Genomic DNA, 12,925 nt, shown 5'->3' with positions numbered 1-12,925 from the left:
TTTAAAGGGGCTAATGAAAGTACGCGAAACGAAAATCAATGTTATTAAGAAATACATCAATATAAAAAGCATTTCCATCAGGTATCATACCTTTTGTGAAATGCTTCTTGTATTTTGTATATTGCTGCTGTAGTTTTCCTTTTTTTGATTTAGTCATTCGGACATGTGTACTAAAGTTAACCTCATTCCTTGCTATTGTTACATCTTTACCTAGATTACGCAATTGGTGCTCGCGTTTACGTTTAGCTGCGGATTTAGCCACTAAAATCACTCCTATTTAATATTTTTTCTCTTTAAGGGTATCTCATTCGAAGTAAAAATACAAACTTCACACTTTCTTCATAGCTTTGTGGTATAAGTAGTAGGTAGTAAATAAAACGTATAAATTTTTTGGAGGCAAATTATGAAAAAAATACTTTGGATGACAATTGCTTGTGTCTTATTATTTAGCAATCATGCACTAGCACATACTGGCTTGGAAAGCTCAATTCCAGCTCAAGGAAGTACAGTAACAGAAAAGTTAAACGAGATAACACTTACGTTTTTAACAAAGATCGAAGAAACAAGCTCATTTACAGTAACAAATTCATCGGATGAACCAATTGAAGTAGACGGTATTACTGTAAGTGAGAATGTGCTAACTGGTAATGTGACAGATAGCTTAGAAAATGGGACATATAAAATCAATTGGAAAATAATAGGTGCTGACGGCCATCCAATGGAAGGAGTAATTGATTTCGTACTAGAGGCACCTGAAGAGGTTGAAGCGGTAGAACCTATTACTGAACCAATTGATATAGTTGAACCGAATGAACCTAGTTCGGAAGAGTTGGACACAACAGTAGAAGCAGATAATGAAGAAGAGGGATCCAATTTCACTATAGGAATTATTATTGTTTTAGTCATTATCTTGGCACTTGCTGCTTGGTGGATGACTCGGAGAAATAAAAAATGATATTTATTTTAACAACTATTAGCGAAGCACTTTTATATGTGTGCTTCGCTTTGTTGATGGGAAGCTATATTATTTCTTTATTCCCAGACGATTTAATTCCTACTATTGTTGTTCCTAGAAAAGTGAAATTATTTGCGGTAATTGGCATAGCGTTATTTTCTTTTGTTCCACTTATTAGTCTAATCATGTATTTATATGAAGACTATGGTTTATTAGATTCTTTACAATCCATTTTATTGACCTTTGAGGTAGGTAAATCATGGTTGTTTATGTTTATTGTAACGGTTTTTTTAGGACTGTATATTCTTTTCTTTCATGAAAAAAAATCAGCCTATTATTCAATAGTGGGAATTTTATTAGTTTTTGTTGCAATCATTGGTGTGAGCTGGTCAAGTCATGCCAACTCTATTGAAAGCTTGAAGGGGTTAATCACTCATTTTTTACACTTTGCATCTGTTGTCATTTGGGTCGGTATATTGTTTGTAGTAGCTTGGTTTTCCCAAAATACGAATAACTGGCTTTCGTTTTTAAAATGGTTTCATATAACTGCACTTTACTGTTTTGGGATAGTTATAATCACTGGACTTTCACTGATGAGTTTTTCAACCCCATTAGATGCATATTCTGATACTTGGATGATTTCATATGGCCAAAGTTTACTTATCAAACATTTACTTATTATTCCTCTAATTGGATATGCATTTATAAATGGTGTTCTCATGAAAAAACGATTACTTAAAAACAAAAACTTCGATGCACGGCCTTGGACAAAAGCTGAGTTTTTCATACTTCTGCTAATTTTTGCGGCGACTGGTGCTATGAGTCAACAATCACCACCACATAATCTTTTCGAAACAATAAATAATGAAGGTTTCTCTTCTTTAATTTTACTGTTTCATGACGTTATTGCTTTTTCAGATATAACTGTACAAATGGTATTTAATACAGAAGGAGTAATCTTACTATGTATCTCTACTATATTTCTTGTAATAACTCTATTCTCATTCGTTAAAAAGCAGCCAGCCATATTTGGCTTCATTATGAGTCTATTCGTCGTAATAGCGGCTTATTTTGGCCTGATGTTAAGTATTCAAATTATTTAATCGAGTTCTTTTAAAAGCATTTCCAACGGTGTATAATCCATCTTGGAAGTGTTTTTATTTATAGGAAAATGGGGAATATGGATGAACAAAGACATTGTGATAACTGAAATGCTACATTCTGATTGGGATTATGTAAGAGAAATTTTCATCGAAGGTATTAGAACCGGCAACGCTACATTTAGAACAGAAGCCCCAACCTGGGAAGAATGGGATGAGGATCACTTAACTAATAGCAGATTTGTCGCTAAAATGAATGGGGAAGTAGTGGGATGGGTTGCATTAACTCCAATTTCCAGTATGCGAGCTTTTTTAGGAGCAGTAGAAGTAAGTATATATATTGCTTCAAATGCTGCTGGAATGGGAGTTGGTAGTCTTTTGCTTGAACATATAATTGACTCCAGTGAGCAAAACGAAATATGGACAATTCAAGCAATGATTTTCCCAGAAAATATTGCTAGTATAAACTTACATAGGAAATTTGGTTTTGAAACTGTAGGTATTAGAAAACAAATTGGGAAATTAAACGGAGTTTGGCGCGATGTGGAATTACTTGAGCGTAGAAGTTCTAAAGTCGGTGTATAAAAGCATGGATTTGAACTTATACCCAGATGTACGTTTAGTATAATAGTTGATATAAAGATTAGTAATCTAATGTGGGGTGCACTCTTCTTCTATTTCTGACCTTGAAAAGTAGACAGGAAGGGGGTGCTACTTCTGACTGAGTAAATACGATTAGTATTTCAACGCCAAACATTACGCTTATTACAGTGAATTTTCAGATGACATGTAAAAGTAATCGACCTATGAGTTAACTATCAAATGAATGACTTTTACCAAACTGCCGATGCCCCCTGAATGAAACTGATCTTTTGCCGTTTAGATGCAACCACATCTAAACGTTTTTTTATATACCTTACTATCTTGGATGATTAAGTTGGCAGTGCATGTGAAGGAATTGAATTTAATAATTTTTTCTAGTTTTATGTCATTCATTTCTTCGATAACAGAGTTATAGGTATGATTAAAAGGTTTGGATTTGTACATAATAGAAGAAGTTCTATAGACATATTTCAATTTACTAAACGGAAGAAAAATAGAGGTTACAATGTACTTATAAAAAAATAAGCTCCGCCTGTACTAAGAGGTTTAATGTAATGAGAAGTTAGGAAGGTGAACATGTGTATTTACCTATAATTTTTCAGGCAAACCAAATGACGCACTGTTCCTGTTCATTAAAAGATAGAGTGAATGATAACCCCCAAAAAGATGAGGAGAGACTTAAATGAAGGCAATAGCTATAAAGCAATATGGTGGAAAAGAACAATTAAAAGAAATAGATATTCCAAAACCAACTCCTAAAGAAAAACAAGTGATCGTGAAACTACACGCTACCTCTATTAATCCTATTGACTGGAAACTTCGTGAAGGATATCTAAAGGCAATGATGCCATTTGAATTTCCTATTATTTTAGGATGGGATGTTGCTGGCATGGTTGAGGAAGTTGGGGAACATGTTCAAGACTTTAAAGTTGGGGATAGGGTTTTTGCTCGTCCCGAAACGACTAACAGAGGAACATATGCGGAATATACAATAGTTGACACTCATTTACTTGCTAAAATTCCAGATAATATAAGTTTTGAAGAAGCAGCCTGTGTTCCTCTTGCTGGCTTAACTGCTTGGCAATGCTTATTTGACTTTGGAAACATCCAAAAAGGGGATAAAGTTCTTATTCATGCAGGAGCGGGAGGGGTCGGAACGTTTGCCATCCAACTAGCAAAAAGTGTTGGTGCATATGTTGCAGCTACAGCTGGAACACATAATGTTGAGTTTTTAAAATCACTCGGAGCCGATGAAGTCATTGACTATAAAAAACAAGACTTTGAAAAAGTTCTTTCAGAATTTGATTTTGTACTTGATTCACTTGGAGGAGAAAACCAAGAAAAAAGCTTTACTGTTTTAAAAGAAGGTGGTAAGTTAGCTTCTATTGTTTCTGAACCTAATCAAGAAAAAGCTAAACAGATGAATATTAAATCGGGAAATGTTTGGCTTGTTCCCAATGGACAACAGTTAGAAAAAATCGCTAACCTGTTGGGACAAAATAAATTAAGAGTAATTATTGGGCATAAATTCCCTTTTTCAGAAGAAGGTATTAAGGAAGCCCATGCCCTAAGTGAAAGTCATCATGCTAAAGGAAAAATTGTTATTCAAATAAAGTAAACAATTTAAAAGTATGTTGTTAAATAAAGAATAGCGGGGTACAATTCTATTTTTTCGTCGAGAAGCTATTTTATCCTCTCAGTAATTACTATAAAAGTGTAATCGCAGAAGAACGAAAAATTCCAATTTTTCAACATTAACATTGAAAAATTGGAATTTCCTTAGGGTAATCAAAACGACCAAGATATGTTAATTGATAAACATCTTTTCCTCCTTTAGTATAATTTTTTTACCAAAAACCAGATAAAAAACGTCTTTTAAGGCGGACTCCACTTAATGCTTCTTCCCACAAAGCATGATTCCCTTCCCATATATCAATATTAGGAAATTCTAAAATACATACTTTTTCAAGTGGACTTGATTTTTCGACTAACCCTGACACAGTGCTATGATTGATTAACAAGATGCTAAAATCGTGTTTAACTAACTTAGACAATATATCTTGAAGGTGTGCTGCTTCTGCTAAGGTTCCTTCCGTACGAACAAACAATATTCTTTTCGCAGATTTCATTTTCTTAAGAAATCGTTGAATTCTTCTATCATATTTCTCCATGACTTCGGGGTATGAGCTTAAATTTTCAAGTGTATTTTTATCGATACTAAAATCATGATTTGACACAATGTTATATCTATCATCTGATACACAGATGTTGTTATCGGCATACCCAATTACCCTCAAGTTTTTATAATCTAGAAAACTCAAAAAACGATTCTCTATTAGTTCACTAACATTTGACAGATTTGGACTAGCTACCCAGTCAAATACACCAGAGTAAGGTCTTAAATTGTGTTTTTTTAATTGGATAGAAGTTAAACAAAGATCCCCTAAACTAAATATTGCATCATATTTTCCTTTAAGTTGTGACAATTCCAATATTTCACCCCCTAACTTTAAATATTTCTCTACTATACTAGTAAATTCACTTATTCAATGCTGCGAAGGGCATCTTCCTAATTTCCGAAAAAATAACGAGATAAGATTCCTGAAGTATATTGAAGAGGTTTTGAAACATCTATAGAAATGGATCAATTTCATAAAGAATAATATATAGTTAAATCCGAACAACGCAGATTTCCGCTCTAGGAGGACGCTTTCCGCGGGCACGGCTTCAATCTCCTCGCCACTATGAAAACATATGCAACTGCGGTTACTCATCGCGCTGTTCCCGCTGGAATCGCCGCCTGCCACTGCAATCAACGGGATCACTTTTAAAAAGAAGAATAGTATATTGCGATATTTAGTAAACATTCGTATTTTTAAATAAAACATGTAATTATGAATTGACTCAAATATATGGATGGGGAATAGGTGGAAAAGTATAATTTATTCATTTTATAGGTTGGCAGAGTACAAGAAAACCACCAAAAAGAGGATTTATTTTATCCTAAACCATTTCTAGATGAATAAAGTATTGTAGAATTAAATCCCTTTTGGAATACAGATTCGTAAGTGGAGAAAAAAAGTAAAGGCAGAAGTGTCTTATTAGTCCAATTAAACATACTATAAGGAAATTGGGATTGGGAATGTTACAAGGAGGGGCTTTACTTGGTAAAAAAAGTACTACTATTCGGAGATATTGGTATCGATGATACAGTTGCTTTAATTTACGCAAGTTTAACTAAAAAAATCGAGATTGTTGGTATAGTTGCTGATTATGGTAATGTATCTAGAGAAGATGCAGTTTCCAATATCTATTATTTGATGAAATTATTTGACTTTCCACAAGGTATCCCTGTTATTCGGGGAGCAGAAGTACCTTTAACAGGTGAACAGCCCACTTTCTATCCAGAAATACACGGGGAGCGTGGACTAGGACCAATTATTCCGAATGATGATCACAGTTTAAAAATAGAAAACTTTTTAGAAATAGTGAATCTAATTGAAAATTATAAGGATGAACTAATTATTGTAAACATTGGTCGCCTTACTTCACTTGCGACGATGTTCATACTATACAGGGATCTTATGACAAACGTAAAAGAGTTTTATATTATGGGTGGAGCTTTTTGGATTCCTGGAAATGTTACAACCGTTGCAGAAGCAAACTTTCATGGGGATCCTGTTGCTGTGAATATCGTCTTGACGTATGCTAATAACGTTACAATTATTCCATTAAATGCAACTCAAAAGGCAATTGTGACACCTGAGATGGTTGCGTATATAGAACAATTCGGGAAAACTAAAATTTTCAAACCATTAATGGATTATTATACAGGTTTTTATAAAGAACGAGACCCGTCCATTCAAGGAGGTCCCGTCCATGATGCCCTAACACTAATGGCAGCAATTCATCCTGAAATGTTCATGTTTGAGTCTTATCCTGTTGTAATTGTTGATGACTTGGATGGACCAACTAGAGGACAAAGTATTGCTGATACTCGGCCGTATACAAATAATAATGGTGAAAAAAAACATCGTATAGCATTCGATATTCATTATGAAATGTTCTTCTACAATTTTTTGTCTGTTATGACAGGTCAAGATTTAAATAATGGATTAACTTAAGTATGAGTATATAAAGAATTTGAGGTCAATTAACATTACTCAAAAACTCCGTTTCTTAATATGACAAAATCTATATCGACATTTACTTTCATATTTTTATACATTTCATGCCATTTTTCCTTTGTCAGTTCAGAATTTCTCACTTTGCTTCTATAATTTTCTCCAAAGCCAAAAATATCAGATTCTACTTCCTGAGCATGAGAAATAACCCTGGATATTTCATTTGATAGGTTTTTACTGATTGCTTTTTCTAGTTTCGTTACACGTTCAGGATCACCAAGATTTACATCTGGATATATTTCTAATACTCTTGCTTTTAACTTTAGATTTAGGTCAAATTCAGGCGTGGAAGTGGAAGCATCTTTTAATTTCAATTCTCTTTTTGAGCGAATGGCATCAAATACAATTGAAATTTCGCTCGAAGGGTTTTTCAGTAAACCGGGGGGGATTTGATCTTCCTTTAACTTAGTCTCAAAAAATCCTGACTTAAAACTATCTCTTACCAGCTTTACATAAAAACTATCCTTTACTGGAAGTGAACTTACCATTGTGCCACCTTTGAATAGAGCAATCCCACTCATTTCAATATGTTCTTCGTTTCTTTTTATAATTGGCATAGCAATATCCCTACCGATGGAATAAAAATCGTGTGCCGTTTCATGCAGAGTAGGAGAGATCATATATTCCTGACTTATGTTTTGTTCTAATAGCCTAAATATATGTTGCCCAATATCATCAATATTTTTATATTCATAATTGAGTAATGGTGCCGTTTCATCTTCTACCACAGCCATATATAGACCATTACTTACATTTGCATTTTCTAAGTTTAAATCAATATAGTAATGGAGGTTTTCTTTAGCCAACTTTTCACCGAACAAAATGACCCTCATTTGACCAACCGTAATTTTTTTAGATAGTTGTCGATTAGCTTTCATCCGATTACCCTTACTAGTGTCATTTTCTGTTGTAATTATTTCCACATTACTTTGAAATTCAGGATTCACTTCGCGAATAACTGCAGTAATTTCCATTTTATCTTCGGTGCCCAAATCATAGCCAACTAAAGTCGTCAACCCTATTTTATCAAGAATATTTGTCTCAGCACATCCCGATAAAAGACTAGATAAAAAAAGAAGCATGAGACAGTAATTATACTTTTTCATCTTTTTGTCCCTTCCTTGATGATTTTTTTCTTCAACATAGTAATCATGAATAAGAAAATAGGATAAACAAATACGATAAAGAAAGCAATTTGTCCAAAATGAGTGTTAATTGAATTTATCTGTGTGCGAGTCTGAACTATTAATGTACCAATGAAAATAAGTAAAGAGAATATCCAAACGAATTTAGTTCCGCTTATTTTAACTAATCGTATTGTCCCCCGATAAGCAGCCCAAAGATAAAGACAAAGATTAGGTAAAATGATCAACATCCAAAAACAAACCGCAACAAACTCAAATCGCTCCATAAATGGAAAACTGATAAAACTAAACAATGTCAATGTCGCCCATATTGTTTTAAGTAACTTTCCTTCACTATAATAGGTAATCGATACCATCATGACGGAAAGATAAATAATGGTCGTAGCTAACAAACCTAAATGCACATACTTTTTGACTTTTTTCTTTTCTTTGATGAAAGGATAAATCACATTTAAGATTTCAAAGCCAATAATCGTAAAAGTCATAGATTGTGCTCCTTTAAATATAGAGCTTAAGTTTGTCTCCAAAATAGGAAATAGTGCTTCCGATGAAGAAAACTTCATAGGAAATATTAACATTGGAAAAATCCAAAGTGCGAGTATAACACTAAAAAAAGAAACGCCGACCACTACCCGAAGTCCACCTGTAAACGCATAAATAATAATAAGTAATAAGGTAGCTGAGAGAAACCAAGTACCTAAGTTTGGAAAAATCCATGCTTGGATAACTTCAATGTAATTTCGTAAAACGGAGAAAAATGCGATAAAACAATAAACTACATAAAGGGCATTTAAAAAATTCCCAATCCAAATTCCAAAAATATCTTGTTGAATTCCATAAAGGTCATTGGAACCGTAAACCTCTAGTGTCTTAATCATGCAAAAAGCAACGATGTGGGTTGCAAGACCTGCAAGTAAAACTGAAATCCATGCATCGTGCTTTGCATCTTGATATATAATACGTTGGAACCCCTGTATCCCTACTCCAACTTGAGCACTATGAATCACAAAAAAAAGTAAATATGCATTAATCATATCTTTAGAACTAAGTCGTATTGGATTCTTCACTCATGTCACCTACAGTTCAACTTTTTTCAGGCTTTATAGGTTGGGGATCAAATTTTTCTTCATTTGTCGGTCTTGTAAGAGCCGGTCTTTTGACAGTGAACGGTATAGGCATTCTTATAATACTATTTCGCATATCTTTCAGCCTTGGCGGATAAAAAGGGGATAAATATGGCGCACCCATACTAGATTGACGCAAAAGATGAATGAGTATAAAACAAAAAGCAAGCATAATACCATAAAATCCCCAAAACCCTGCTAGTATAATAATTGGGAAACGAATGAGTCTGATAACATTGCCCATCATATAACTTGGTGTTGTAAATGATGCTAATGCGCTTAAAGCGACAAAAATGAGTAGTATATTGCTTGTAATTCCTGCTTGGACAGCTGCTGTCCCAATTACGATACCGCCAACAATCCCAATAGTTTGTCCAATTTTTGTTGGTAATCTCGCTCCAGCTTCTCTAAGTAATTCAATAATAAATTCAAGAAGTAATGCTTCAAACACAGGTGGAAATGGAACTAATGCTCTCGATTCACTAAGTGGAACCAGGAAGGCTTGCGGGATTACTTCATAATGAAAGGTCAGTGCTCCTACATATATCGGTGTCAAAAATACTGATAAAAGAATGGCAGTGAATCTTAATAACCGAGCAAAAGTAGCAATATGCCATCTCAGGTTTTGATCCTCTTGACTTTGAAAGAATTCAACAAACGACTGAGGACATATGATAGCCATAGAGCTACCGTCCACAATGAGACCTATTTTGCCATTTAAGAGACCGTCGCAAAACCTATCAGGTCTTTCAGTCAATAGCATTTGTGGAAAAACCGACAATGAGTTATCATCAATCATCTCTGATAGAACAGCACTGTCGATTAATGCATCTAATTCGAGACTTGTGATTCTTTGCTTCAACGAATTTATCATTTGATCGTTAGCAATACCATTCATGTACAATAACGCAACTGATGTATTTGTGCGCTTTCCAATTGTAAATTTTTCATTACAAAGGTCAGAACTCGCAATATAGCGACGGATTAAGGAAATATTGGTAGAAAGGCTTTCATTAAATCCTACCTGAGCACCTATTACTTGTGATTCATTTTCAGGTGCTGCCAAACTACGAGATTCTCTTGTGGTGATATTTGCTATTACTGCTTGAGGGTAACCATCCAGATGTATAAGGACAGATCCATGAATAATTGATTCAATCGTTTTCTCTAGTTGACCATATATATCAACTTCAGGTATGGAGAGAGCACCTTTAATAGTTTCCGGTGTTTCATTATGTTTATTCTGTAAATTGGATATGATATGCTCGTTTAAGGTCTGGTCTTTAACTAAATTATCTATATAAATAATAGTAATATTGGGTGGAATTGATTTAATGATTAAATCAAATGGATTGTTAGTAGCATCTTTTATCTGCTGAATAAAACCATCCTTTGAAGGAGTAATCATTTTTCCATCTACAATAGATTCTTCTACTATTATTGGCATTTGCTTCTTATTGAAAGGTAGTTTAAATTTCATCCTGAATATTAGTCTCCTTCCATTTGTTTACTTTCTTTATAGAATAGGCTTTAATGGGTTAATCTATACTTTTGTCATTAACTTTTAATATTTCTGGATTTATTGAATAACGCTAATATAAAAAACCAAACGCTTGAGGCATCTAAAAAATACCTCAAGCGTTTTTTGTTCTTTTATATAATGTTTATTTACACAATTCCTCTGCATACGTTAACTGCAATAAAAAAATAACGAAAACCAATAATAATATATTGATAAACGATAAATTTTTTGTTATTATAAAAATTATATTAAATGTAGGAGGTACTTTTTATGAAACGAGGATCAACAATTTTCTTAAAGTTAGCTGTTATTCTTATGGGAATCCCCGTTCTTGCTATGTGTATTTTTTTATTGCCTCAAATAGCTGGTGAAGCACATGAAGCAATAGAGAAGGGATCAAAATTAGCTTATGTCGTATACGGACTTTTAACGGTAATGTACATTTCGGCAATCCCATTTTACTTAGCTTTATATCAATCTTTTAAACTTTTAAGCTTTATTGACAAGAACCAAGCTTTCTCAGAGTTATCAGTCAGAACTCTGAAGAAAATTAAAACATATGCAATCATCATTAGTGGCTTATATGTAGTTGCTCTACCATTTGTAGCTATCATGGCGGAAGTAGATGATGCCCCTGGGTTAATAATAGTCGGAATGATCCCTATTTTTGCTTCCTTGGTGATAGCTGTATTTGCGGCTGTTCTTCAAAGACTTTTGAAAGAAGCTATAGATATAAAAGAAGAAAATGATTTAATAGTCTGAGCTGAGGTGAATAATATGGCAATTATAATCAATATTGACGTGATGCTCGCTAAGCGAAAAATGAGTGTAACGGAACTTTCAGAAAGAGTTGGAATAACGATGGCCAATCTTTCAATCTTAAAAAATGGAAAGGCAAAAGCGTTGCGATTATCCACATTAGAGGCAATATGCAAGGCTTTAGAATGCCAACCTGGTGATCTGTTAGAATACAGAAATGAGGAAGATAACCAGGAATAATTCAGTGGCTAAAATTATTATCTAAAGAGATTTAAGGTGTGGATTATGATCAGAGAAAAAACGGTTTATCTCCTTTTAACTGATACAGGTACTATTTTAACAAGGATAATTAAAACCTATACTAAAAAACCCTATAACCATGCTTCCATAACTTTTGATGATGAATTGATCGAGACATATAGTTTTGGTAGAAAAACAGCTAAAAATCCTTTTATCGGAGGATTCGTTAGAGAAGATATTCATTCTGTATTATTTAATCAAGCATACTGTGCCATCTATTCCTTAACTATAACGAATGATGAATATCAAAAGATGTATCAATATATCCAAGAAATATCTGCCAAAAGGGAATATTATCGCTATAATTTTATAGGATTATTTGGTGTAATGTTTAATAAACCAATAAATAGGAAGAATGCATTCTTCTGCTCCCAGTTTGTTGCATCAGTTCTTAAGGAAAGTCAAATCATTGGTTTTGAAATAGACCTTTCACTGGTGGAGCCTTATGACTTGCCACATTCCGCAAATTTTCAATTGATTTATGAAGGAAGACTAAGTGATTATAAAGATAGTATTAAGAACAAAAAAGTACATGTGCCTTATCCAATAGTCACTAGTTAAATTAGAAAACTACGAGTTATTATATTCAAATGCTTTATCAAAGTAAAAGTCCAATTTCTCCTTTGTAGGATAGAGAAATTGGGCTTTTTATGTAGAGAATTTTATCTGCATGCTAAATTGAAATTGAGTGAGTCAATTTCATAATTACTAGTTTCATTTAAAAATACGAATGTTTACTTAATATCGATATATATTATTCGTTTTATTAAAGCGACTCCGTTGATTGGAGTGGTAGCGGCGACTCCACCGGGAACAGCGCGAGCTGAAAGCCCCGCGGGTACGTAGTGACGAGGAGATAGAAGCCGTGCCCGCGGAAAGCGTCCCCCTAGACCGGAAATCAGCTTGTTCGGATTTAACTATATAGTATTCTTTATGAAATTGATTCAAGTAAGCAAAAATATAAAATAGAGTATTTGAGTTATTTTTAACATTGTCTGATCAACGTAAAAGTGGGAGCGAATTAATATTATAAGCATTATTAAATACAATTAAAGGAAAAGGTGCAGTTAGAGGTTTTATAAAGAAAGTAAATGAAATAAATATCGAATATCAGTGGTATACTTATTAGAACAATTGATATAAACAATTTGCTATAGAATAATTTCAGAATAATGAATCAAATTTTATCGAATAGTCAATATGTCTGGCAAGTAGCGCTTTAGTTTCAAACTC

Annotated in this window: 13 protein-coding genes; 8 read left to right on the top strand and 5 right to left on the bottom strand. The window is 33.6% G+C overall.

The window, feature by feature from the left end:
- Positions 1 to 10: 10 nt before the first annotated feature.
- Positions 11 to 262: a hypothetical protein gene (locus MKY29_RS09845; protein WP_340879667.1), complete on the bottom strand. Its 252-nt coding sequence runs from the start codon at positions 260 to 262 to the stop codon at positions 11 to 13.
- Between the two features lie 141 nt (positions 263 to 403).
- Between MKY29_RS09845 and MKY29_RS09840 the strand changes: the two genes are divergently transcribed.
- The 4 genes from MKY29_RS09840 (at position 404) to MKY29_RS09825 (ending at position 4,276) form a co-directional block, all read left to right on the top strand.
- Complete coding sequence (locus MKY29_RS09840; protein ID WP_340879666.1) at positions 404 to 955, top strand: copper resistance CopC family protein; 552 nt, start codon at positions 404 to 406, stop codon at positions 953 to 955.
- Positions 952 to 2,058 carry a copper resistance D family protein gene (locus MKY29_RS09835; protein ID WP_340879665.1) on the top strand — a complete coding sequence of 369 codons (1,107 nt, stop codon included), beginning with the start codon at positions 952 to 954 and terminating at the stop codon, positions 2,056 to 2,058. Before MKY29_RS09840 ends, MKY29_RS09835 begins: the two co-directional genes overlap by 4 nt.
- Positions 2,059 to 2,139: 81 nt before the next feature.
- Positions 2,140 to 2,640 (top strand): GNAT family N-acetyltransferase, encoded by a 501-nt coding sequence (locus MKY29_RS09830; protein WP_340879664.1) that lies wholly within the window; start codon positions 2,140 to 2,142, stop codon positions 2,638 to 2,640.
- A 700-nt stretch (positions 2,641 to 3,340) separates the two neighbouring features.
- On the top strand, positions 3,341 to 4,276 hold the full coding sequence (locus MKY29_RS09825; RefSeq protein ID WP_340879663.1) for an NADP-dependent oxidoreductase: 936 nt from the start codon (positions 3,341 to 3,343) through the stop codon (positions 4,274 to 4,276).
- A 229-nt stretch (positions 4,277 to 4,505) separates the two neighbouring features.
- Here the strand turns inward: MKY29_RS09825 and MKY29_RS09820 are convergent, their stop codons facing one another.
- A complete protein-coding gene (locus MKY29_RS09820) occupies positions 4,506 to 5,150 on the bottom strand; it encodes a DUF1796 family putative cysteine peptidase (RefSeq protein ID WP_340879662.1) in 645 nt (214 codons plus the stop codon).
- Between the two features lie 672 nt (positions 5,151 to 5,822).
- Here MKY29_RS09820 and MKY29_RS09815 point away from each other — a divergent pair.
- Positions 5,823 to 6,782 carry a nucleoside hydrolase gene (locus MKY29_RS09815; protein WP_340879661.1) on the top strand — a complete coding sequence of 320 codons (960 nt, stop codon included), beginning with the start codon at positions 5,823 to 5,825 and terminating at the stop codon, positions 6,780 to 6,782.
- A 35-nt stretch (positions 6,783 to 6,817) separates the two neighbouring features.
- Here MKY29_RS09815 and MKY29_RS09810 read toward each other — a convergent pair whose 3' ends face one another.
- From MKY29_RS09810 to MKY29_RS09800, 3 genes are read right to left on the bottom strand one after another with little or no spacing between them, the layout of a single operon-like run.
- A complete protein-coding gene (locus MKY29_RS09810; RefSeq protein ID WP_340879660.1) occupies positions 6,818 to 7,948 on the bottom strand; it encodes a Ger(x)C family spore germination protein in 1,131 nt (376 codons plus the stop codon).
- On the bottom strand, positions 7,945 to 9,054 hold the full coding sequence (locus MKY29_RS09805) for a GerAB/ArcD/ProY family transporter (protein ID WP_340879659.1): 1,110 nt from the start codon (positions 9,052 to 9,054) through the stop codon (positions 7,945 to 7,947). Before MKY29_RS09805 ends, MKY29_RS09810 begins: the two co-directional genes overlap by 4 nt.
- A 16-nt stretch (positions 9,055 to 9,070) precedes the next feature.
- Positions 9,071 to 10,591: a spore germination protein gene (locus MKY29_RS09800; RefSeq protein WP_340879658.1), complete on the bottom strand. Its 1,521-nt coding sequence runs from the start codon at positions 10,589 to 10,591 to the stop codon at positions 9,071 to 9,073.
- Between the two features lie 312 nt (positions 10,592 to 10,903).
- Here MKY29_RS09800 and MKY29_RS09795 point away from each other — a divergent pair, with 312 nt between their 5' ends.
- Genes MKY29_RS09795 through MKY29_RS09785 form a run of 3 tightly spaced genes read left to right on the top strand, consistent with a single transcriptional unit; the run spans position 10,904 to position 12,253 of the window.
- Positions 10,904 to 11,395: a DUF2975 domain-containing protein gene (locus MKY29_RS09795; protein WP_340879657.1), complete on the top strand. Its 492-nt coding sequence runs from the start codon at positions 10,904 to 10,906 to the stop codon at positions 11,393 to 11,395.
- 15 nt (positions 11,396 to 11,410) lie between these two features.
- A complete protein-coding gene (locus MKY29_RS09790; protein WP_093495745.1) occupies positions 11,411 to 11,632 on the top strand; it encodes a helix-turn-helix domain-containing protein in 222 nt (73 codons plus the stop codon).
- 45 nt (positions 11,633 to 11,677) lie between these two features.
- Positions 11,678 to 12,253 carry a hypothetical protein gene (locus MKY29_RS09785; protein WP_340880842.1) on the top strand — a complete coding sequence of 192 codons (576 nt, stop codon included), beginning with the start codon at positions 11,678 to 11,680 and terminating at the stop codon, positions 12,251 to 12,253.
- The last annotated feature ends 672 nt before the right edge of the window (positions 12,254 to 12,925 follow it).

It is taken from the genome of Psychrobacillus sp. FSL K6-2365 (assembly GCF_038003165.1).
GTDB lineage: Bacteria > Bacillota > Bacilli > Bacillales_A > Planococcaceae > Psychrobacillus > Psychrobacillus psychrodurans.
Note: the sequence above shows the minus strand (reverse complement) of the source record. Positions and strands in the feature narration are given on the sequence as shown.